Below are 23,402 nucleotides of genomic sequence, written 5' to 3' on the forward strand. Positions count from 1 at the left end.
CTCAAAATCCTCCGTCCTTACGGACATGCGGGTTCAAGTCCCGCCCTCGGCACCAGAAATTTCCCGATCGTGTTTGCACTTTTATGACCAGTTCGCTCTGACTGCTGAGTCGCGGCGGGTTTTTCGTCGAGATTTGGCCGACCTAAAGTGAGTGCGGCCCCCCGTGGTGGAAAAGGTATTAAAGGCAACCGAGGTCAAGGTCGAAGACTCCGATTTTCAACGGGACTTGAACACCGATGCTCGAATTGGCAAATTGTCGAATCGCGTTGGAAGAATCGAGTTCCATCCCAATGTTTGAGGGGGTTGGCCCGATCGGCGAAGCGCCGAATCTCTTTGTATAAAAAGGCATTGAGAAAGTTTGATTGTTTGTGCGAAAATTTAACGTGCGGATTAGTGCTTATGTACAATTAAATCGAGCGATCTTCTATGTTCTTCGGCAAGACGCCATCACGCCCAGTCAAGTATCGTGAGCTTTCTGTACACTGCCGCATCTGACACTCGTCGGCGATGAGAATAGACGCAGACTGTGCAATGCGATCACGATCTGTTGCTGCCGAGGGCGGAAAATGCGTGGTTCGGCGCAGCGATCACTAGCCCGATCGGCACCGGATTGTGCTACTACACGGGTCGAACCCCGGGGCGCATTGCGCCTAATCGTCCGGGATGGAGCTGTGACTATGCGCAGACTTGAAAACAAAGTGGCCGTGATAACGGGAGCTTCCAGCGGGATGGGTCGTGCCACTGCGATCCGTTTCTCGCAGGAAGGTGCGTCTGTCGTGGTGGCCGACCTCAACGTCGAGGGCGGCGAGGCCGTGGTCCGCGAATGCAAGGAGAACGGCGGCAACGCAGTCTTTCAGAAGGCCGACGTCAGCGCCGAGGATAACGTCAAGGCGATGATCGATCGCGCGGTCAAGGAGTTCGGCCGTCTCGATATCACCTACAACAACGCCGGCCTGGGCGGCGCTATCGGACCTATCGAAAACATCTCGGTCGAGGATTGGGACAAGACTTTCGCGATCCTGGTGCGCGGCGTCTTCCTCGGCATCAAGCATTCGATTCCCGTGATGCGCAAGCAGGGCGGCGGCTCGATCATCTCGACCGCGTCATTGGCCGGCCTGCAGGGCTACGACGGCATCCACGCCTACTCGGGTGCCAAGGCCGCTGTGGTGAATATCACGCGCTCGGCCGCGATCCAGCTCGGGCCCGACAAGATTCGCGTCAACTGTATCTGCCCGGGCGGAATCAATACGCCGATTCTTTATGGCACGACGCCGGGCGGTGAAAAAATCATGGAGCAGGTGCTCGCGAATCTGCAGCCGATCAAGCGCGCCGGCAGTCCGTTCGATATCGCGAACATGGCGCTGTTCCTCGCCTCCGACGAATCTGAATGGATCACCGGCACTGCGATGGTCGTCGATGGCGGCGGGATCGCGGGTGAGTCGATCCGGCTCGCGCAGAACACGAATACCAACGCGCTGCCACCGAGTGGATTCGCGGGCCCCTCCTTTCAACGCTGACGAAAACGATGGGCGAGACGACCCGCCGACGCCGGTCGTCCGCTATTTCCGTCCGTAAGAAGTCGCGGCGATCAGCCGCCTGGTCGCGCGTAACTTTTATGCGTTACGCGTCGAACGCCGAGTTCTTTGGCACTGCGTAACGCTGGCAGGTCCAGCTCGCACATCAGTAGAACGTCTTCCTTTCGCCTGCGCTATTTCGCGCGGCACTCTAACCGATAATTCCCCGCCGGCTTACGGCATATCGTTTGCTCGATATTCACTTAAAGCCGCCTGGCGGCGTAGCCGGCGGACTTTAGTTGACATCGAGAGGTAGTGCCTCATGGCAAGCATCATCGAGAAGGCCGAAGACTATGTCAGCCGCGCCTCCATCTCGCGCGAGCTGCTGCGCGATAAGCTGAGCGAGTGCCTGATTGTGGAGCGCGGCGGACTCAAGCTCTACGAACGCGCTCTGCAAATCGTTACCGATCCCGACGTATCGAAGAAGTTTCGCGAGTTCCGCGAGCAGACTCGAAATCACGAATCGATACTGATTCGAGTCATCACTGCCCTCGGCATGGATCCGTCGTATATGAGCCCGACCGCCAAACTCGCGCAAAAAAAGGCCGAGAGCCTGCTGAGCACCATGGCGAGCGGCGATGGAACTGACTATCTACCGTCGAACGCCGAGCAGATAAATGCGGTCGAGAATATTATCCTCGGCGAAACCAAAGACCATGCGAACTGGGAGATGCTCGGCAAGATCGCGCGTCAGTCAGACGACGACCAACTGCGCGCGGTGCTCAAACCCGCGGTCGCCGAGGTCGAGCCGCAGGAAGACGAACATCTCCATTGGACCAAGCAACAAATGGCGCGGCTGGAATTCGCCTCGATTGCCAGAAAATAGCTCACACTGACCAGACATCTGTCCGGCCGGAGTAAACATAGTAGGTACTCTTCCGGGTAGAGTTAGTAGATTTCCTGATTGATCAACCGCGGCACTTCGCTAGAGTCGCACCTCCGCATTTCGACGTATCTGTCCGGCGTCGATGCGGAGGGGGGCAGTGGTGAAGCGCGCTCAAATCGCGGGCACACGCCATTCGTGTATTGTGGGCCTGATGTCGTTAGCGGTCATTGTCTTCGCATACCAGGGTTCGGCTCAATCAGCCACGATAGTACACAATATCCCGCGCTGCGGTAGCATCGCGGTGCCCGGCTTCTATCGAGTCACGAATACCCTCGTTGCCAGGTCCGTTGACTGTATCGATATCCGTAGCAGTAACGTCACGCTCGACCTGGCAAACTTCAACATGACCAATACTGGTCCGGCGGGTTCGAGTGTCGGAATTAATGTCCTTGGGAGCGCCACCAATGTCACGATCGAAGGCGCCAACTCTTTCATCGAAGGGTTCTCGATCGGGGTAGAAACGGGGCCGTCGACATCGGGCACGATCGCCGAGGATTTCAATGTTGTCGATAACACTCACGTGGGCATTCTGATCCAGGGGTCGAATCAATTCTTCACCAATGTCTTCGCCCAGCATCAGGCCTATGGCATCGAGCTTCACAGCTGCACGAGATGTATCGCGGCAAATATCTATTCGACCGATAACTCGATCTATGGTTTCTGGATTTTCGCATCGACATTGAGCCAGGTCTTCCTGAACATCGGGGAAGACAACGCAATCGCCGATGTATACGAGGGATGCTCAGGCGCAGCGCCTGGCAGCGCTTGTGCCGCTCAGCAATTCGGCTCGGAGAATGCGATCTACGATACTCAGTTGGCGGGCGGCGAGTATGGCGTCGCAGTAGACAAGGGTGAAGCGGGCAATCGCATTTTCCAGACGCAACCCGAATATGGCGAAACGCAGGACGTGCCTTCCATCGATCAACTCTACGATGGCAATGCCGCTTGCGGAACCAATCTCTGGTTCGAAAATTCCTTCACGCGAGCGAATCAGAGTTGCATACAATAAATGCTCAAGCAGCCGGCCGCAGCTCGGATCACGGGGCGCCAAACCATTTGTCGTAGATTTCTGATAGGTGTCGTTTTCGCGCAGGGCCCGAAGAGCCTGATTGACTTTTCTGCGCAACGGACTGTCGAGTTGCAAACCAAACGCTATTGGGGCGACGTAGAACTCGGGTCCGACGATCCGCGCAAGTCGAATTCCTCGTCGCGCCCAGAGGTTATGACCACTGGAGACGCGACGACCTCGTCTTTCCTGGCGCGCATTGCCGCCAAGAGCGCTCCCGGGCTTGGATATATGTCATAGCTCGTGTTGAATTTGAGGCGCGCTGAAATTGGGTTCCAGGGTCGATTCCGTAGCCGCTTAACGATCCGTCGTCCTGTCGAATGACAAATGGCGGCAGCAGCATTATGGCGGCGTTGACTTGTGGAGCTTTACTTTGCGCCGCGGCCTCGGAATTGCCGCGAAGCTCGATACAAGAAGTGTCAGATCGAAAATAACTGACGCCGACTCACGCAGTTTGAAATTCGCCACCTGATCTCTAACTAGCAACGATCGACTGTCAGCCTTACGACGTCGTCTTTGATCGGTCGATCGCGTCCCGGCCTGGCGCCTAGCGCGTACGCGCGATGAACGCGTCGAGCAGGTCTGAGATCTCCTGGGGTTTGTCTTCCTGCAGGAAGTGTCCCGCGTCGGCAATAGTCACATGCGGTTGATTGCGGGCGCCCGGGATGCGCTGCTGGAAGAGCGCGTCGCCGCCCTTCGTGATCGGATCTGAATCACTGAATGCGGTCAGGAACGGCTGGCTGAATGATTCGAGTACTTTCCACGCTGCGATATTCTCAGCGACTGAAGCGTGCTGTGGCGTCACTGGAACGAGAGTCGGAAAACATCGCGCACCTGCTTTGTAACTTTCGTCCGGAAATGGCGCGTCGTAAGCGGCCCGCTCGGCCGCGCTCAAGCCGCGCCGCGTGCCCATGCTGACAATGTCTCCGACCGGAAATGCAGGCGTGCTCTGACTGAATGCTAGCCAGCGCTCGAAGCCGTCGGAGAACCCTTGTCCGACTGGCAATCCCGTATTCGCCGCGCACACGCGCGCGAAGCGGCCGGGATCGGCGGCCACGAGGCGCAGCCCAATCAGTCCGCCCCAGTCCTGGCAGAACAGAGTGATATGGTCGAGCTTCACTGCCGTGAGCCAGTCGCGAATCCATCGCACGTGACGCTCGTAAGTATAATCGGCGAGGTCAGCAGGCTTGTCGGATCGGCCAAAACCGACGAGGTCTGGCGCGAGCACGCGATGCCCTCGCGCCGCGAGCAAGCTCACGATGTTCCGGTAGAGATACGACCACGACGGCTCGCCATGCATGAGTAGAATCGGGGCGGCATCGGTGGGACCTTCGTCGATGTAGGCAATGCGCGGGCGCGCTCCGTCGCCATCTGCAACTTCGACGTAGTGAGGTTCGAACGAGAAACTCGGCAGGTTTGTGAACCGTTCGTCGGGTGTACGCAGGATTTTCATGATGTTTCTCCGGGCAGCGACAGCACCGATGCTGGAAATATTCGCACTGCTAGTGCAATTATCTGTCAGCGCTCGTGCAAGTCAAGGATCGAGCCGGCGCCGGGACTTTGCCGTAACGCGCCAGCAACAATCTTTTCATGAGAACATTGCAGGAAAAGCGCCTGCCAGCGTGAGTTTACGCTTCTTCGCGACAAGTCCGATCTGCTAAATCAGCGGGAAGTTTTGAGAGCCACTGATCGCATTCGGGAGGAAGATAACATAGCAATGAAGACAGGAAGACTCGTCGCGACCGCGTTGATTGCTGGGTTGATTGCCGGAGCAACGATGAGTTCTGCCGCAGCGCTCGCTCAGGAGAGCCCCGCAGCTGCCGGATCGCCGGCGGCGGCCACTAGCGACCAGAAGATCAAGCAGCTTCAGGATTGTATCTCGCACATGAAGCAGGCGCGCGCCGGATGGAGCCAGGAGCCGACTACGCAGGAAGACTACACCATCAAGATCAAACACATGCGAGGTTTGATCGCCGCGCTGCAGAACGGCAAGGACGTCCCGCAGGATAAGATCGACAAGGCCTGCAAGTCGCCGGGCAGCGCCCCCTACTGAAGCATCGCATAACAGTTAGTTAAGTGGCCGGTCCGAATCGCTCCGGGCCGGCCACTTCAACCTTATCGGCGCGCGATCATGGGAAAGCCGGTGAGTTCAGCGCGGCTTCCAGATCGGACTGATGCACGGCCTCGCCGCTCTGGAGATTCGCCATTGCCTCGTCGATCCGGTTGCCCTGCTCGATGAAATCCTCTGTCAGGATCGGATTGTCGTCATGATCGTACGCGCCGCGATCGGCCAGGGTCCTCGCTTCCTTGAGCTTGGCGATTAGCTCGGCGCGCTGCGGTTCGGATAGCTCGCCATCAGGGACAGCCGACGCGCGCGCGACTTCTGCGGTCGTCGCCGGCAATCCATGTTCCAGTTTTGCGATCTCGTCGTGCGCGCGGACGGCCTGCGCATAAAGATCCACCTGCGCAACGGCGGGGGTGTTCGGATTGTTGGCGCGATTCAGATCCTCCTGCTCAGCCTGACGCAGCGATTGAATGTCGGCCGCCTGTTGATTGGCGGATGTCATCGGCGAGCTGGTCGCGCAAGCCGAGAGCGCAAGCATTATCGTAGCGGCGCCAATTGATTTTACGATCGAGTAACATCTCGTGCTGCCAATCGTGAGTTCCATTCGCGTTCCTCGTCCAGTAGTCGAATAGTCAAACGGAATCCCGCCCGAGCTCGGCCGATGATCGACGCGAGCCAGGCGGTCCGCGTCAGTTACGACGCGACCCAGGAAAGCTTTCGCTACGAGAGGAGTGGGGGCGAGGATTCGCTTTGCGATGGTCCGAGCTTGATGCGCATCAGGATGCGCGTCACAGGCCGGAAATTCTCAGGAACGTCAGATTCAGGCGCAGGCCGCGCCGCCTTAAGAGCGGGATCGTCGATCGGTTCGATTGGATTGATCGCCGGGAGCACGATGCGCTGGACGCATTTAGCTTCGGGCTGCGCGACCGACGTGTTGCGTTTGATCTGCTGCTCGACGCGAGTGGGCCGAAAATGATTGGCGAACTGATGCCCGGCGCGCACCGGGAAGGACAGCAGCATCACCAGCGCAAGCGCGCAAAGCGCGCCTCTCACAAATCTTCCGACGATGCGCACTCGAGTGTGCAAACTGGTAAGCGCTCCTGACCTCGATGCTAAGCCCTCTCTCCGATACACTCAAGCGCGCGGCCCTCGGGAGCAGAATTAACCATGATTTTACCTTGTTTTCGCTTCAAATCCGGGTGGGTTAAGCTTAAAGAATCACCGAATGCTGGCGCGCACGAGATCGACAGGGCCTTGTGATCGCGGGTTCCCATCAATATTTTGGAACCATCCGCGATGATTGAACTCAACCGCAAGCGGCGTCTGCTGGTCGCCAGCGCACATCTACTGGGATGCGTCGTCAGCCTCCTGGTTCTGTTAACGCTGCCAACCCTGCGCTTTCATCATTCGCGGACCGCGGTGCAAACGCGCGAGGTTGAGCGCGAGGCGGCACGTCAATCCTTCGTTACTCCCTCGGACTCCGCGCCTCTGATCCAGATTGCCCAGGGATTCCAGCGACGGCAGCGCGCAGCGGTGACGACAGATGATCGCGGTCTGCGCCGGCCTCGCCCGATGACGGGTAGCACAGTGAACCTGCCGCTCGCGTGGCATTTGGTGCGGCTGAAATTGCCACCTCGTTCGCAAGATCCTTTTCATTCGATCTTCGCATAGAGCTGACTAGCCGATTCCGGTAATACGGAATCGAGAGCACGATCAGTTTGGATTTCCGGCGCGCCCGGAACTACTGCGAGGTCTCGAAACTGTGCCAAGTTTCTCTTTGCGCAATCCCTACGTAATCATCGTCGGGGCGCTGATTATCTCGTTGCTCGGCGTGACCGCTTTCACGCGGATGCCGGTTGACGTTTTTCCGAATCTCAAGATTCCCGCCGTCGTCGTGGCGACGTTCTATCCCGGGATGCCGCCGCTCGACATCGAGCGCGACATCACCACCCGCTACGAGCGCTTCTTCACCCTCGGCAGCAGCATCGAGCATATCGAATCGCGCTCGCTGCCCGGCATCAGCATCATCACGGTTTATTTTCAGCCCGGCACCGACGTCGATTCGTCGGCGGCGCAGCTCGCGACGCTGGCGATGGCGGATCTCGGCGTGCTACCGCCGGGAACATTGCCCCCGCTGGTGCTGAAGTACGATGCGTCGTCCCTGCCGGTTCTGCTCGTGACCGTTAGTGGCTCGGGCTTCACGCAAACCCAACTCGAGGATGCCGCGCGCTACACGGTGCGCACGCAGATGGCTACGGTCAGAGGCGCCTCTGTACCGCTGCCCTTCGGCGGCAAGTTCCGGCAGATCATGGCCTACGTCGATCGCAAGGCGTTGCAGGTTCGCGGCCTGACCCTCAATGACGTAGTCTCCGCGCTCAACGATTCGAATCTGATCCTGCCCGCAGGCGACGCGCAGATCGGCTCGACCGACTACTTCGTTTATTCGAACAGCATGGCGCCGGACATCGCCGCCCTCGGCCAGGTGCCGGTTAAGATCGGCGCGGGCCAGGCGCCCGTAGTCATGAACGACGTCGCGAAGGTCCAGGACGCGTCGCAGATTCAATACAACGTGGTGTTGATCGACGGTCAGCCCTCGGTTTACGTCCCGGTGCTCAAGCAACCGGGCGCAAACACGATCTCGGTGGTCGAAGGCGTGAGGGACATCCTACCCAACATCGTGGGAATCCCGAGCGGGATGAAGCTCAAGGGTATCTTCGATCAGTCGAGTTACATCCGTGACGCCGTCAGCAGCCTCGAGCATGAAGCGGTTTCGGGTTCGGTGCTTGCGTCGTTGATGATCCTGATTTTTCTCGGCAGTTTCCGTTCGACGGTGGCGATTTTCCTGTCGATACCGCTTTCGATTCTGGCGGGCGCGTTCGGACTCTTTATTGGCGGCCAGACGATCAACATCATGACACTTGGCGGATTCGCGCTCGCGATCGGGCGCCTGGTCGATGACTCCGTCGTCGTGCTCGAAAATATCAATCGGCACCTCGCCGCCGGCGTGGAGCCGCAGGTCGCTGCGCGCCAGGGGGCCGAGGAAGTCGCGCTGCCCGTGCTGGCCTCAACGATCACGACTGTGATCGTCTTCTTCCCGGTGATGTTTCTGTTCGGTGTCGCGAAGTACATGTTCTCCGCGCTGGCGCTGGCGGTCGTGCTGTCGATGCTTGCGTCGTATGTAGTCGCGATGTCGGTAATCCCGATCTTCTGCGCCCGCTTTCTAACCGCCGAGGATGCCCGCGCAATGGAAGGCGGGCACGAAACCGACGCGCGCGACGCGGCGGCGGAGAGCGCGGACTGGCCCGAGAGCAAGCGTGGGTTCTTCGCCGCGTTCAACCGCGCCTACGAGAAGCTGGCACTGCGCTACGAGCGGGCGTTACAGTCGGCCCTGGAGCACAAGCTCGCCGTGATCGGGGTGCTGTCGACTATCTTCGTGCTGAGCATGCTGATGTTTCCGCGGCTGGGCACGCAACTCTTTCCCGACACCGACGCAGGAAAATTCTCTATCAATCTGCACGCTCCCCTGGGCTCGCGCATCGCCGTGACCGAGTCGCTCACGCGCAAGCTCGAACAGGCGATCCGCGATGTCATCCCGGCGAGTGAGCTCGATACTATCGTCTCGAATATTGGGTTGGAGCCGAACCTCTCCGCGATCTATTCGAGCAACTCAGGCCAGGATACTGCCCAGGTACTTGTCAGCCTCAAGGCCAACCACCGGCGTCCTACCAACGAATATATGAATAAGCTCAGGGATGAATTGCCGACGCGCGTCCCGGAGATTCATGCTTTCTTCTCGTCCGGCAGTATTATCGACGCGGTGCTGAACTTCGGCTCGCCCGCGCCGATCAATGTGCAGATAAGCGGACAGGACTATCCGAGCATCTTCGCCTTCGCGCGAAAGCTCGAGGATACGATTCGCGGTCTGCCGAAAGTCGCAGCGACCTATATACCTGAAGAATCAGGTTACCCGACGCTCGACGTGAAAGTGGATCGCCTGAAGGCGGGCCGGCTCGGGCTAACGCAGCGCGACGTGATCACGAATGTGATCACCGCGTTGACGTCGAACCAGATGATCAAGCCGTCGATATGGATCGATCCCAAGTCCGGAAATGACTATTACCTCACCGCGCAATATCCCGAATCGGATATCGAATCGATCGAATCGTTGCAGAATATACCCGTGCGTAGCTATAGCGGCGCCGAGGGCCATGCAAACTCACTGCTGCTGCGCGACGTGGCGACAATCGTTCCCGAGCGTCACGCAGCGCAGGCCGATCATTACAACGTGCAGCGTGTAGTCAATTTGCTGGTCGCGCCGCGCGGCGGAGATTGGGGCGGCACCCAGGATTCGATCAAACAGGCACTGTCGAAAATTCCTGTGCCGCCTGGAATCCGCGTTAACTATCGCGGATCGGTGGCAGCGATGGAAAAGTCCTTCGCCAGCTTTGGCTTCGGTCTTTATATGGCGGTGGCGTTGCTTTACCTGGTAATGGTCGCGCAGTTCCGATCGTTCCTCGATCCGCTGATTATCATGTTCGCCGTTCCGATGGGCCTGATCGGCGTGGTATGGACCCTTTACCTCACCGGAACGACATTAAATATAGAATCGTTCATGGGAATCATCGTGATGGTTGGGATCGTCGTGTCGAACTCGATTCTGCTCGTCGATTTCGCCAATCAACGGCGCACGCAGGGTCACGAACTGCGGCGCGCCGTGGTGGAATCAGCGCGCATCCGCCTGCGGCCAATCCTGATGACAGCGCTCGCGACGATCGTCGGCCTGCTGCCGATCGCGCTCAAGATTGGCGAGGGTTCGGAGGCCTCGGCGCCTCTCGCGCGCGCCGCCGCGGGCGGTCTGGCGGTATCGACGCTCTTGACCCTGTTCCTTGTGCCAGCGGTTTACGAGCTTTTCTACTCGCGCCGGGAGGTGAGGTAAGTGAAGCGCCTCGTACTTGTTGTTGTTCTTCTCTTGCTTTGCGCCACGCTTACATCCTGCTCGGGGGAGCCTGCGCCGGCAGCAACTGACGATCACATTCCAACGATAACCGTAATCCATCCCCAACGCGGCGACGCTGTACTGAGTATCAATCTTCCCGGCGATCTCGTCGGATTCTATGAAGCTGCGCTGCACGCAAAAGTCACTGGCTATCTCAGTCACGTTTATGTTGACAAAGGCGACTGGGTTAAGAAGGGACAGGTCCTCGCCGACATCGAAGTCCCGGAGCTCAATCAGAACCTCGACCGGGCTCGCGCCAATCTCGACATGCAACGCCTTACCTATGAACGGCTCAAGCGAGTTCGCGACACCGACCAACGGCTGGTCGCGCAGGAAGACGTCGATATCGCAGCGAGCAAATGGCAGCAGGCCAAGGCCGAGTCCGGGGCGCTCGAAACGCTGGTGAACTACACCAAAATCATCGCCCCGTTCGACGGGGTTATCACCGGACGCTTCGCCGATCCGGGCGCTTTGATCAGGGCCGGTGGTGGCGATATCGGTCTCGACGCCACGGCGGCCGATGTAAGCTCGGGCGCGACCGAAGGCGCGGGCGGTCATCGCAGCGGCGGCGGTCCGATTCTCACTCTGGCCGACATCGATAAACTGCGCACCTACGTTTATGTGCCCGAGCAGGAGACCCCGCTGATTCGCCGCGGGATGCCAGCCAAGCTGACCTTCAAGGAGTTTCCGGGGCGCACATTCGAAGGACAGGTAACGCGTTACGCGACATCGCTCGACCTTTCGACGCGTACGATGTTGACCGAAATCGACATTGACAACCCGACCCGACGGCTCTATCCGCGGATGTATGCGACGGTGACGCTCGAACTGGAGCAGCATCCCAATGCGCTCGAATTGCCGGCCGGCGCGGTCGATCAATCGCGGGCCGAACCGATCGTGTTGACGGTACGCGACGGCGTCCTGACGCGGGTCCCGGTGCAGACGGGAATCGAAAACGGCCGCTCGATCGAGATCACTTCGGGCCTTAGCACCGGCGACGAAGTCGTCGCGACTTACAGCCCTGGCCTGAGTGAAGGCCAGCGCGTGCGTCCGGTCGCGTTGGCTGCGCAGCTGCAGGATGGGCGCGTCCCTGCCGCCTCTTCCGACTGAACCACTGCTCCGGAGTACATTATGAATGGTTGCAAATCTATGCTGCGCCTCACTGCAGCCGCGCTCGGCGGAGCGATGCTGACCTGCGCAACTCTTTACGCGGCAGACGCGCCCATCGTGCCCGGCTCCGAACTCTCACTGGCGCAGGCGATCCAGATCGCTCTCAAGTATCATCCGCGACACCTGGAGGCCGAGTCTCAAACCGGTTCGGCGTCTGAGCAGGTCGGCGTCGCAAACGCCAACCTGCTGCCGCAGGTGCTCGGCGCAAGTGAGTATCTCGGCGCTACTCACAACGCGATCGGCAACGCGAGCTTTCTCGCCTTCGACGGGTTGCCGCGAATTACCGGAACCAACCATGGCGCTCCAAACGGAGTGGCACAGGGCTTCGTGCCGGATAATAACTACATCGCCGGAATCTCAGTATCGCAGTATCTCTATGATTTCGGGCGTACCCGCGGGCTAATCGATCAGCGCAAAGCCGAGCTTGCTGGGGCGCGCGCTCGACAGCGCGTCACCGATCTGGAGCTCGCCTTCGAAGTTGCAAAAGCGTATTACGGCCTGCTGGCCGCGGCGGAGAATGTAAAGGTCTATCAAGTGGCTACTGATCAGCGTCAGGAGCATCTCCATGAGGCTGAAGTCTATGCGCGATCTGATCTGCGGCCACAACTCGACGTTTACCTGACCCGCGCCGACCTTGGGCGGGCACAACTTGAGCTGGTGCGCGCGCACAATGGCGCCGACGACGCCAAGGTCGCGCTCGACAATGCGATGGGTCTCAGCGACCTGGCGCCTGCCTATCATCTTCAGGATCAGATGGGCTCCGCGCAAATCTCAGTCGGGCTCCAGCAACTGCTCGATTCCGCATTTCGTCAGCGTCCCGACCTGGTGATGCTGCGATCGGAGGCGCAAGCGGCGGGGGCCAGAATCACGCAGGCGCGCAGCGATTATTTTCCAAGTGCGTTCGCGACCGGCGCCTACTCGGCTATAGGCACCGGCACGCCCGCGGTTAACAACTACGATCTCGGAATCGTGCTGACCTGGCCGCTGTTCAACGGTTTCGCGACCGAGCATGAGGTTGCGGCGGCGAAATACGATCAGCGCGCGGTCCAGCATGCGATCGACGATCTCGAACAGAAAGTAATCCTGCAGGTAAAAAGCTCATATCTCGACTGGCGTGCCTCAGTCGAGGCAATCGAGCGGGCGCATGAGACGCAGGAAGCGGCAGAGGTTGCGCTTCATCTCGCCGAAGAACGTTATCGCACTGGTCTTGGCAATATCGTTGAGCTCGAAGACGCGCAGCGTCAATCTACCGAGGCGTCAGCCGCATATGTAGAGTCGCTCTACGGTTTCGCGGTCGCGAAAGCCGCCGTCGATTATGTAACCGGCGCGGCACCCTAGCAGACTGGCGGATGCGAGCGGCCCGGCTCAGCGGCCAGCGATACTCTTCGAACTCCTCGCAGCGGTCCGCACGTCGTTTTGATCTGAGGACAGACTGATATTCGCGCAGGTGCAGCGGATCTTCCGCGCGCGTTTTCAGTACATCCGCGCCAACAGTTGCCAGTGAGTAATCGGTCGAATACTCACTGCGATAAATACGCGCGGGCGCCTCATCGGGCGCCCGCGCTGCTTTCGGAGGTAATTTCCCTCGTTTAGTACTTGAACTCCACGTTTAGCATGATCATGTTCGTGCCGCGCGGGACCGAGCTGGTGATCGGAGCGCTGAGCGGCTTCGTCGGTCCGAATTGCAACAGGTTTGCCGTCGTCGTGGTGAACTGATCGTGGTAGTACGTCAGGTTCTGATCGTCGATCGCGACGCGCAGGTTCTTGCTAATCAGCCACTGCAGACCCAGGTCGAAGCGATAGAAGTCGAGCGGGTTCTTCGATACCTGCATATTTGGCTGCAACTGCTGATACAAGCCGAACAGGGTAAAGGGAGTGCGCGGAATATCCACGTGACCCAGGAAATCCCACCCGATCTGAACCGAGGTGCTGGCGTTCTGATAGAACTGCACCATCTTGGTCCAGTTGGCGTAACTGATCGCCGAGGGCGTGAGCGACGTAAGCCCCGTGAAGTTGTCCGCGGGACCCGAGCCCGAAAACAGGTTGTTGGCGCTGAACGCGTTGTGGCCGTAGTCGAACTCGCCAATCAGGCCCCACGTCTCCGCCGTATAGTGCAGCAGGCCTGCGACGCGAGTCATATGACCATAGGCCGAAGTAGTATTCGCGATTGGAGCTCCAGGCAGGCCCGTGAATTGACCGTCCTCCGCTTTGTTCGGATAGCCATAGTCCCAGAAGCCGGTGATTCCCAGCGAATCGTAGCGGGTATGCGCTCCGAGCGGATTGACCGTCAAACGGCCCATGACCTGCTTGTAAGAGCTCTGTTCGATGGCATGAAAGCTGGCGTCGTCGTAAACGCCGACATCATAATCTGCATACTGCAGTTCGCGGAACTTGATTGGTCCCTTGACCGCCAGACCGACCTGGGTCGAGCTGAGGCTCATATAGTTCCACGGGGTCAGCGCTGTGTAGCGGAAACCCCATAGGTTTTCTTCCCAGTCGACCAGAGGATTCTGTTGCTGACCGAAGGTGATCTTGTCATCACGCATCGCCGCGATCTTCAGAATCTTCTTGAAGAATGTTTGATAGTCGATGTACGCGTACTTCAGGCGGTAGCTGAGATTACCGTCAACCGTCTGGCCCCATCCGGTGTTGTTACCGACTTTGTCGGCGATCGCCGAAGCGCTGCTTCCGCTGATCGTCTCATAGATATTGGGCGTGACGCGCGCCATGAAGTTTTCGTCGGGCGTGAAACGAAAATCAAGGTACGCTCGCGTGATATCGAAAGAGTTGAAGCCGTTGTTGCCTTCGCCAGGCCACGTCTCCTGGGTCAGGAATTGCGGGCCATAGCCCGTGTGAGTCATGTAGCGATAGTCAGCGTAGATCAGGGTGCCGAACGAAACTTTCTTGTACCAACGATCAGCATAGTCACGCCACGCAGGCTGCATTGAGCTGACCTGCTGAGCCATCTCGGCGTTCCACTGCTGCTGCTGTGACTGCTGTTGCGCGAATTGAGCTTGCATCTGCGCGCGTTCAGTTTCGATCTGCGCCTGCGTCTGCTGCGTTACGCTTTGCTCGATCTGGGGAGCGGGTACGAAACTGCCCATGAAGATGCAGGTACGGCACTTTTTCGTATAGACCGCCCCCGTTCGCGGATCCTGGTAGAGCGCCATCGCGGCCCGTGCGCTGGTTGGATGGATCCCGGCGCTCACCAAGAACATTATTAGCCCGCCCAACACCGAGATTCCGAACCTCAGTCGCGTGCCTCTCATCAAGATTGTCCTCCCACGAAAACGTTGACTCCCAGGCCGGTTTTTTCCGTGCTTCGATTGGTTCGATCGCACGGGCATACCTGGCCCTGCTTTGGCGCTGGCACGATAATCAGCACGGATGACGTGCCAATTATTGAAAGATTACGAACGCGCGAAATGTGACGGCTGCTAGGAACAGCTATCAGAAGCGAATTTGGCCGCGGGATGGAATCGTTGGCCTCTTTTCGCCGTCTCGGGAGCAATTACAGGATGTATTGCAATGAATTATTCTGTAACTCTGTCGTAATGTTCGCCTGTTAGTAAATTCGCTCCACAGCGCACTAACGATTACGATTTGAAATTTGCAGGGGATATATGAGCCTTAAACTACGCGATGCGGTCGCTTCGTCCGTAGCTGTAGCGTTCCTGGCCATTGCCGGAGCCGCAACGGCGCATGCCTTCACCCTGCCGGCATTCAGCCCCGATATTAAGCCGGTGGGCCTGAGCGTCTCCGTCAGCGACAAGCAGGTCACGCCTAAAGTCGGACCGACTTCTGACAGCTCCTCGTTCGTGCTCTATACGCCCTTCAACAGCGTCGATTTCGACGACGATATCTGTAATCCACCCAGCAATGCGATGCTGATAATTGGCCTCGCACCTTCGAAGAAGTGCATGACCGGCGAGCCGACCCTGACGCCGCTTACTATTGCGCTCGACCAGGTGACCAATACCGATTGTGAGAGTTTCGAGTTCATGAGCTCGCCCCTCACCGCCAACTGGACGATAACCGCGAACACCCCGCCTCCGCCCCCCGCGAACCAGAATCAGAGCGTGAGTTGCATCAACGGCGTGTGCACGGTCTCCGGCGGCGGCACCAGCATCATCAGCAGTGGCGACGGCACGCAGACCATCGTTGTGCAGAATGGATCGGGTAACACCCAGACTCCGGCGAGCGACGTGTTTTCATTCAACGCCGCGTCCACAACGCCGGGCCTGATCGCGGTGCCCAGTTCAAAGGTTGACGCATTCATCCTGTATACCGCCGACGGCGATTCAGATGATTCCGGCAGCGGCTATGAAGGTGCGTGCGTAACGTTGAATTCAACTTCGATCAGCACGCAAACGAAGATCGTCAACGGCACCAGGACCGTGACGAAATTCTTCGGCGCGCACTGATCGCTAAACGGGAGGCTGGCCTACTTCGTTCCACTCTCGACGGCGCCGCCCGCAGCCTTCCAGGCGTTGAAACCACCGCCCATGTGACAGACGGGCTCGAGGCCCATGTGCTGAAGGGTCTGCGCTGCCAGCGCAGATCTGCCTCCGCCCGCTCAGAAGAAGAGAAACTTCTTGCCCGACGCGAAGACCTCGCGATGGTACGGAGTCTCCGGATCGACCCAGAATTCCAGCATTCCGCGCGGCGCATGCAGTGCGCCGGGGATTCGTCCGTCGCGATTGAGCTCGCGAATATCGCGGATGTCGACAAATAATATGTTTGGATCGTCCTTCAGCTTGAGTGCATCGGCGGCGGCGACCGTCTCGATCTCCGCATTCGCCTCCGCCAGCATCTGCTTGACGGTCTTCTTGAGTTTCAGCGCCATAGCCTCACCCCGTTTGAGCCGAGCTGTATCCGGAACCGAGATTCATGCGGAAGTCCGCGCCCCATTCGTACTGCAGATCGACCAACTCACCGCCTCGGTTGATCGAATAGAGCGCGCTTAGCGCGTCGAGCAGAATTGTGCGCTGCTGAGCGGTGTCAAACGGCCTGCCGAATGGATTGCCCATCGGGAAGTTGACGAACGCCGTCCGTGGCGCCTTGACCTGGATACTCAGATCGCGGCCGGTCGAAACCAGCACGGTAGGAATTCCAGCGGCTTCGACCACCCGCGCTACCAGACCAACGGTCTGGTGATCGAGCGGTCAGGCAGGTACGAGGAGGAATACGTCAACGCTTTCGTCGCGCAGTTTCTGGACCAGCGCCGGAGCGGCTTCGTTCACGACCGCGCTGCGCACGTAAATGCGCCCCATGAATCCGCTGTAGTGATGTGGCGCGACGCTGCCGATGACGCGTTCGGCGGCCAGCTCGCGCAGGCGATCGATCGGGAAGACGCAGTTAATATCGCGGTCCGCGTCGGTGTGATTGTAGTAATCGTCGTTAATCGCGAAGAAGTGCGACGACGTATTTTGCTCGATACGGTCGAGCCGCAGATCGTTGCGCGCCTGCGGGTTGAATGGCGCGGCATCCTTGCGCGATACGCCCCCCGAAGTGAGCATCGCGACTCGGCACTGGCTCAGCGGCTTGTTGGGCGGGGTCAGCGGGGCGCTATCGTTGATCGTCCAGCGGTAGGCCGGAAAACCCTGGCTGCGATAGAAATCATTGAGGCGTGATGCGTACGCGATCGGCTCCATCGTTCTTCTAAATCACTTGCGCTCCGCTACTTGCAAGCCGCGATGCAAACCGTTTCGTTGTTCATCTTCACCCTGCCCGTGGCATCCGCATACTTGCGGGCCGCGTCGGTGACCGCGTCGAGGATCTTTTTTTGCAGCTCCGGCGTCTGATTCGCAAGCAGCGCGCGGAACGGCGAGGACATCGCGCGCCGCTGCTCGGTGAATCCTTCCGCCGATTCCCACTCGAACGCGACGTTGAGCGGCTCGACCACGATGTCCTTGAAACCGGCAGCCGCGAGCGCCTGCTGTAGCGGCCGATGGTCTGCCAGTCGCAGCGGATGCGGCGCGCCCGGCGGAGGTGGCGGCAGCTTGGCGAGCTCGCGAGTGGCGTCGTCACCGAGGCTTATCATCGGAACCTTCTCGGGAGCGCCCCAGACCGCGGTCGCGAAGCCGCCGCCCTTGGCCAGCAGCTCGTAGATACGGCGCGCGGCGAGGTTGAGATCGGGCACGAACATCAGGCCCCATCGGCAAACGATCGCGTTGAAGTCGCGCTCATCGATTGCGAGCGCCTCGGCGCCCGTCTCAACGAACCTGATATTCGATATACCGAGCGCCGTTGCACGATCGCGAGCCAGCGCGAGCATCGCGGGCGACATGTCGGTCGCGACAACGCTGCCACTCGCGCCGACCTTGCGCGCAGCCGTGATACCCGGTTCGCCCGAGCCGGTCGCGATATCGAGCACGCGGTCTCCGGGCTTTATCTTCGCGAGCTCGACGATACGGTCCGACACGTGCTGGGCCGCGCGATCGAGAAGGATGAACATCTGCTTCCAGCCGGGAGCGGCAGCATTCCAGAACTCGCGCTGCTCGCGCCGGACGCGTTCGGGATCGAGAGTCTGCTCAGGCATGGGCGCCTCCAGCCGCGAGCAAAGCATCGGCGATCGGGCCGGTCAACCCGACCGCCGATGCAAACCCCGGTGGCTCTAGTTCCGGGTCACCCGCGCTACGTCGAGCGGCAATCCGCTCGTCGCGCCTCCTCCGCCACTGGTAGTGGCGCTTGTAACTGAGATCGTCGAACTCGGCAGCGGCGGCGCGCCACTGCTGCTGCCGCTGCATCCGGCGAGGCTCGCGGCCAGAACAACGACCAACGCGAGCGCAGTAATGATCGAGCGCTTGCGCGAGTCGCCGCGCCACGCGAGCAGTCCGAGTCCCATCAGGGTCAGACTCGCGAACAACGGCAGGAGTCCATCGTGCGCGCCGGCTCGGGTAGCGATCACGCTCGCATATGCGATGTGCATCGGCGCGGTCATCGACGTTGCGCCCGATGCGATCGTCGCGGCAATCGTAAACGTGATCGACTGCCCTGATCCCACGGTGAGCGCCGGACTGAACGTGAACTCGTTGGACGACGAGATCGGTCCAGCCGCTTCGCCGCTCTCTTCGTTAGCGCTGACTCCCAGTGCCGAGAAGAGCGAGGGACTGCTGAGACCAATCGTAACTGAGCTGATGGTCTCGCTGGTGCCGGTATTGTTGGTCGCCGTGAACGTGGTGCTGACCTGAGCCCCCGGTCCTCCGCTCAGCCGCTCGAACGTCGCGTCGAAAGCGGTGGTTCCTGGCGTCGGCGTCGCAGTGGGTGTAGGCGTTTGGGTCGGCGTTGGGCTCGCCGGAGTTAGTACGTTGATACCCTGCGAGGCGTTCGCCGCCAGGAACTGGCCGCCGCCCGCAAAAGATGCGGTCAAAGTCTGCACACCCGCGGCGCTCGGCGTAACCGGGCAGGTCGCAATGCCGGAGGAGTTGGTCGGCGCGTTGCAGCCCTGACCTCCCACTGAGAAATCGATTGTCTGCCCGCTCACAGCCACGGGTGGCCGCTGCGAGAGATCTATAAGGGACGCACTCAACGTTATTGGCGTACCGACGGTTCCGCCCTGCGGACTCTGATTGACTGTCAGGTAGGTTGTATCGGTCCCCGACGTCCACGTTACGTTGACTGTGTTTGATTGCACGGGCGGTGACGAACTGCTGACCGACGCCGAGGCTACGACAGTATCGATCCCCGGGAAGATCGCGTTGTAGCTGAAGGTGGCCTGACCATTGGATCCCGTGATCGCCTGGCCATGCTGAGGATTGGCGCCGGTCACAGTGAACACCACCGGAATGCCCGTCGTCGTTCCGGCGTTATGGAACGTCGCCGTGAATGCCTGCGGGGTACCTTGAACCGGATTTGGCGAAACGAACGGCGGCGTGAGCGCCAACGACGGATTGGTAAAGTTCGACGTGTACGAGCAGTCGCCGTTCGTATCAGTCACCCTGAAGACTGCGTTACCAGCGCTAACGTAGACACATCCATCGGGACCGAATACCGCAGTGCTCGCTTGCTGACCGAGATTGCTATTGGCCAGAAGCGTGCTGGCGCTGGGCGGATTGCTTGTCAGATCGAAAAGGCCTAGCGCGCTGTTGAGAAGATTTGTCGCGTAGGCGATATTGCCCGAGATCAGGTATTGCGCGCCGCCTCCCGAAGCTGTCCCTCCAGCAAGCACGATCTCGTCAGCCGGGGTGATATTCGAAACGACGTTTACCGAGGCTGGCTGCGTGGTGTTGGTGCCACCGACCTCGACCGCTGTCCCGGAATAGTTGCTGGTATTGAGGCCTGTGAACACATAGATCGTACCATCAGGCGCAAATGATATCTGATAGTTTCCATCATTAGGCAAATTCGCATACGTCGAAACCGTCGGAGTCGGGCTCGTCGGATTGGCGATACGGGTGAGCTGATCACCGGCGAACCCCCCACCGATGCACGCGTTATCCACAAACAAATCGCCCGTGAGCGGATCAGCCCCCATATCCAGCGGACAGGTCAGGTTCGATGCTATTATCGCAACAACCGCTCCACTCAAAGGATTGAGCTGCATGACGGCACCAGTGGTAGCTCCGCCCGTCGTGGCGCTCTGCACTACGTAGAGGTTTCCGTTTTCGAAGACGAGCGAACCCACGCCCGGCCCGAGGGTGTTGTTGAGCTCATTAGTGCTGCTCGCTACTCCACCGCCCGCCGGAAGTTTATAGACGATGCCCGTAGGAGCGTCCGAGACGTAGATATTGTTCGAGCCGTCGAATGCAATTCCGAACGCGCCCGGACAGCCGCCAAAATTAATGTCACCGTCAGCATAGCTGAAGTTTTTTGCGAGCAGGCCTGTTACGTAGGGCGTGATAACGAAACCCGGCGCGGCTGTCGGGGTGGCGTTGCCGCATCCGCTCGCCGTCGCGCTGCCGTAGGTCACTTGCGCGGTTCCAGGAAATGGGATGTTTCCATCACTCACATCGGTCGCCGAGTAAGTTATCGTTTCATTGTTGGTATCGACCGCGACGCATTGAACCTGTCCACTACTGTTGGTCGTGGGCGGGTTCGGACAGGTAATAGTTGACGTCCCTCCCGTCTGATTGATCTGAATCAGCTTGCCTTGCGACGGACGCGAAAGGGCGTCCTCGAGCGTGATGGTAATCGTGCTATTGCTTACCCCATCGGCAGTCACAGTAGTTGGGTTTGCGCCGATGCCCGCTGAGGCGGCGGGAGGCGCGACGAAATTGATCGTCGGAGTGATCGCTGGCGTGAGCGTAGTACCGCCCCCGGTCGCGGTGAATGTCACATTCTCGGTAGCCAAATCGGTGATCGAGAAGGTGACGATTCCGTTGGCGTTGGAGGTGCTGCCATTGATCGGCGTGATTTTCGCGCTGCTGCCGTCGCTGCCAACGAGCGAAACGGTCTGGCCGCTAACAGGATGATTGTTGGCATCGCGCAGGATCACCACGATCACCGCTGCGGTCGCTCCATCGGCGGGCTGCAGTCCTTGAACGTTGGGGCCAATCGGACCGAGATAAACCGCCGACGTGGTCGCGCTAACCGAGCCTGGGCTGGCGCCGCTCAGCATGAGTTCGAGCAGATCCAGATTGGGCGAGCCCACGCCGACATGTTCGAAGTCGGAGGCCGGGCTCATCGAGGCACCGGCATTGAAAGCGCTCGTACCCATGAGAGGATAAAACTGCAAATTGATCTGCCCCAGGTTCGCGCCGAGGGCCTGATTGAGCAGCGCGGCAAAAGCCGCCCAGGTGGGCGTCGCATTGCTGGTGCCGCCATAAAGAAATCCGTTGGGGCATCCGCCGTTGGCTGCCTCGCAGATGATCACGCCCGCCGCGGACGGATCGGCGTTAAGCGAGAGGTCGGGGATCGAGCGCCCTGTCAATCCCAGACCCGCTTGGTAGCTGGGGACCGGAAAGAACTTGCTCATGCCGAATCCGCCCTGGCCGGTTGGCGGCGTGGCGCTCGTTCCATTCCACCAGGTCTCGCTGCCGTAGGTGTTACCCGGACCCGGGGTGAGCGACGTGCCTCCGACCGCGGTAAGATTCGGCGAATCGGCAGGAACCGAGATCGTGTTCGGACTGCCGTCCAGACAGGTGCTGCCCGAGTCGCCCGCCCCGCTGAATACGGAAATTCCCGCGCCGGCGGCGTTTTGCAGGACCGAATCGATACTGGTCACGTCGGCCGAAGTCGTCTGATCTTCGCAGTACGCCCAACTGTTACTGATGATTGTCACCTTGTTGTTGATCATCTCGTTGAGGACGGCTTGAAAGCTGCCCGCGCCAGTGAAGGGAGCATCGTAAACCACGATCTTCACGCCCGGCGCTGTCGTCAGCACCGCGTTGATATCGACCAGCACTTCGGCCTGGTTCGGCCCCGGTGAGACCCCGCCGTCAACGTCCACCTTGCTCAGGTTGTTGATGAGCGTTGAGGGCAAGCCCAAGAGGGCGAGGTAATTGGTTACGTCGCTTTGCACGAACGAATCGAACTCGACGAGTCCGATAGTCTGGCCGGTGCCGTCGAAGTTCAGACGACTCGGCTTGGCGTTCAACGTTTGCGGCGTGATCGGCGCAGAGCCGCAGTCCTCATCAACGAACTGCTGAAGCAGGCCGCCAAGACCCTGCCCTCCGTAGTTGCCCGGAGAACCACCCGCGGAGAGGCATTGCTGATAGCACTGCTGCGCGGCCTTGCTCGCGTAGCATGCACTGCCGCCCGCCGCAGTCGCACATGCTGAAGCTACTGAGATGTCGCAAGGCGGTCCCGGCGGAGGCGGGGGAGTATTGGGCGGCGCAGGAAATACCGGCGGGGTCTTGGGCGGCGCTATAATCGGAAAATTACCAGGCTCCGGGGTCGCCAGGTTCGAGAGCCCCTGTATCGCAAGCACCGACGAAGCGATCTCTCGCGGCAGCGCCGGGTCGCGATCGTTCGCGAAGAACGCGCGCTTGCCCAACGTGTAGTCGCGTATCGTCACGTCGAATGCGCGCTCGACCTTTGCGCGTCTGCCGCGGACCGTCAAAGTGAGCCGGTTCTGCGACTCTGCAACGATCGTGAAGCCTCGCGCCACCAGGTATTGCCTGACCAAAGCGTAGTCCTGCCGCGACGGACCGAAGCGATCGGCCAACTGACTTTGGGTGAGGAAATGCCGATAGCGAGCCGAATGCGGATCATACAATTCGTGGAGAAAGCGATCGAAGGCAGCTTGATGATCGCGACGCAGCACGATCGTCAGGTCGATCGGTTGCTCGCCGGTCGCCTGAGTCCGGGCGACGGCGGTTGATTTGCTCAAAACCGGCAGCACATGCCCCGGTAGGCGAACGGCGGGCGCCGCAGCATCCTGCGAAGCCCTCGCGGCAAGGCCATGCCCCATCAGAATTGTCAGCGAAACCAGAACAACGAGCGTGCGACTCCGCGCCCATCTGCTTGCGACGTAATTCCCCTTAACCCAACGGCTCATAGCTAATCTCCCGAAACACACAGGCTGGCGAATGCTCGTCGTACGCCTCATGACTCAGCGACCTGCCGACGTCCTGACGTTCAAACGAACCGGCGAGAGAATTTTCGCTATGCGGAGGAATCAGATCCTGAGGCTACAAAGCAGGCGGAGTAGACTTCTCGGCAAGACGAGGCCATGAGCCTCGAGCGCCGGCGCAAACCATGCG

17 protein-coding genes are annotated in these 23,402 nt (G+C 59.6%); 8 read left to right on the top strand and 9 right to left on the bottom strand.

The genetic code is table 11. The features are described from left to right. The first annotated feature begins 677 nt into the window (after window positions 1–677). The 3 genes from VMA09_05330 to VMA09_05340 all read left to right on the top strand — a co-directional run bounded on the left by VMA09_05330 (window position 678) and on the right by VMA09_05340 (window position 3,469). Entirely contained in the window at window positions 678–1,517 is an 840-nt protein-coding gene (locus VMA09_05330; GenBank protein HUA33005.1) for an SDR family oxidoreductase, read from the top strand. Between the two features lie 319 nt (window positions 1,518–1,836). Next, window positions 1,837–2,400 (top strand): hypothetical protein, encoded by a 564-nt coding sequence (locus tag VMA09_05335; protein HUA33006.1) that lies wholly within the window; start codon window positions 1,837–1,839, stop codon window positions 2,398–2,400. 160 nt (window positions 2,401–2,560) lie between these two features. Then, window positions 2,561–3,469 (top strand): hypothetical protein, encoded by a 909-nt coding sequence (locus VMA09_05340; protein ID HUA33007.1) that lies wholly within the window; start codon window positions 2,561–2,563, stop codon window positions 3,467–3,469. Between the two features lie 604 nt (window positions 3,470–4,073). On the opposite strand, the gene VMA09_05345 is transcribed toward VMA09_05340, so the two are convergent. Then, window positions 4,074–4,979, bottom strand: a complete 906-nt coding sequence (locus VMA09_05345) for a haloalkane dehalogenase (GenBank protein ID HUA33008.1) — start codon at window positions 4,977–4,979, stop codon at window positions 4,074–4,076. Window positions 4,980–5,243: 264 nt separating this feature from the next. Between VMA09_05345 and VMA09_05350 the strand changes: the two genes are divergently transcribed. After that, window positions 5,244–5,579 carry a hypothetical protein gene (locus VMA09_05350; protein ID HUA33009.1) on the top strand — a complete coding sequence of 112 codons (336 nt, stop codon included), beginning with the start codon at window positions 5,244–5,246 and terminating at the stop codon, window positions 5,577–5,579. 76 nt (window positions 5,580–5,655) lie between these two features. Here VMA09_05350 and VMA09_05355 read toward each other — a convergent pair whose 3' ends face one another. Together VMA09_05355 and VMA09_05360 are read right to left on the bottom strand one after the other, a co-directional pair. Further along, window positions 5,656–6,195 carry a hypothetical protein gene (locus VMA09_05355; protein ID HUA33010.1) on the bottom strand — a complete coding sequence of 180 codons (540 nt, stop codon included), beginning with the start codon at window positions 6,193–6,195 and terminating at the stop codon, window positions 5,656–5,658. Between the two features lie 116 nt (window positions 6,196–6,311). Next, window positions 6,312–6,644, bottom strand: a complete 333-nt coding sequence (locus tag VMA09_05360) for a hypothetical protein (protein ID HUA33011.1) — start codon at window positions 6,642–6,644, stop codon at window positions 6,312–6,314. Window positions 6,645–7,353: 709 nt separating this feature from the next. On the opposite strand from VMA09_05360, the gene VMA09_05365 reads away from it, so the two are divergent. The 3 genes from VMA09_05365 to VMA09_05375 are packed head-to-tail and all read left to right on the top strand — an operon-like array spanning window position 7,354 to window position 13,095. Continuing rightward, window positions 7,354–10,527, top strand: a complete 3,174-nt coding sequence (locus tag VMA09_05365; protein ID HUA33012.1) for an efflux RND transporter permease subunit — start codon at window positions 7,354–7,356, stop codon at window positions 10,525–10,527. Next, the gene (locus tag VMA09_05370; protein HUA33013.1) at window positions 10,528–11,697 is read left to right on the top strand and encodes an efflux RND transporter periplasmic adaptor subunit; all 1,170 of its coding nucleotides are present in this window, start codon (window positions 10,528–10,530) and stop codon (window positions 11,695–11,697) included. A gap of 21 nt (window positions 11,698–11,718) precedes the next feature. Beyond that, window positions 11,719–13,095, top strand: a complete 1,377-nt coding sequence (locus VMA09_05375; GenBank protein HUA33014.1) for a TolC family protein — start codon at window positions 11,719–11,721, stop codon at window positions 13,093–13,095. Between the two features lie 251 nt (window positions 13,096–13,346). Here VMA09_05375 and VMA09_05380 read toward each other — a convergent pair whose 3' ends face one another. Then, window positions 13,347–15,026, bottom strand: a complete 1,680-nt coding sequence (locus VMA09_05380; protein HUA33015.1) for a hypothetical protein — start codon at window positions 15,024–15,026, stop codon at window positions 13,347–13,349. A 354-nt stretch (window positions 15,027–15,380) separates the two neighbouring features. On the opposite strand from VMA09_05380, the gene VMA09_05385 reads away from it, so the two are divergent. After that, entirely contained in the window at window positions 15,381–16,181 is an 801-nt protein-coding gene (locus VMA09_05385) for a hypothetical protein (GenBank protein ID HUA33016.1), read from the top strand. A gap of 20 nt (window positions 16,182–16,201) precedes the next feature. Here VMA09_05385 and VMA09_05390 read toward each other — a convergent pair whose 3' ends face one another. The 5 genes from VMA09_05390 to VMA09_05410 form a co-directional block, all read right to left on the bottom strand. After that, window positions 16,202–16,603, bottom strand: a complete 402-nt coding sequence (locus tag VMA09_05390) for a rhodanese-like domain-containing protein (GenBank protein HUA33017.1) — start codon at window positions 16,601–16,603, stop codon at window positions 16,202–16,204. A gap of 4 nt (window positions 16,604–16,607) precedes the next feature. Then, the gene (locus VMA09_05395; GenBank protein HUA33018.1) at window positions 16,608–16,886 is read right to left on the bottom strand and encodes a hypothetical protein; all 279 of its coding nucleotides are present in this window, start codon (window positions 16,884–16,886) and stop codon (window positions 16,608–16,610) included. Between the two features lie 36 nt (window positions 16,887–16,922). Next, window positions 16,923–17,411: a glycine/sarcosine/betaine reductase selenoprotein B family protein gene (locus VMA09_05400; GenBank protein ID HUA33019.1), complete on the bottom strand. Its 489-nt coding sequence runs from the start codon at window positions 17,409–17,411 to the stop codon at window positions 16,923–16,925. Between the two features lie 26 nt (window positions 17,412–17,437). Continuing rightward, on the bottom strand, window positions 17,438–18,298 hold the full coding sequence (locus tag VMA09_05405; protein HUA33020.1) for a class I SAM-dependent methyltransferase: 861 nt from the start codon (window positions 18,296–18,298) through the stop codon (window positions 17,438–17,440). Between the two features lie 75 nt (window positions 18,299–18,373). Then, a complete protein-coding gene (locus VMA09_05410) occupies window positions 18,374–23,197 on the bottom strand; it encodes a protease pro-enzyme activation domain-containing protein (GenBank protein ID HUA33021.1) in 4,824 nt (1,607 codons plus the stop codon). Window positions 23,198–23,402: the final 205 nt, after the last annotated feature.

Source organism: Candidatus Binataceae bacterium (genome assembly GCA_035508495.1).
In the GTDB taxonomy this organism is placed as follows: domain Bacteria; phylum Desulfobacterota; class Binatia; order Binatales; family Binataceae; genus JASHPB01.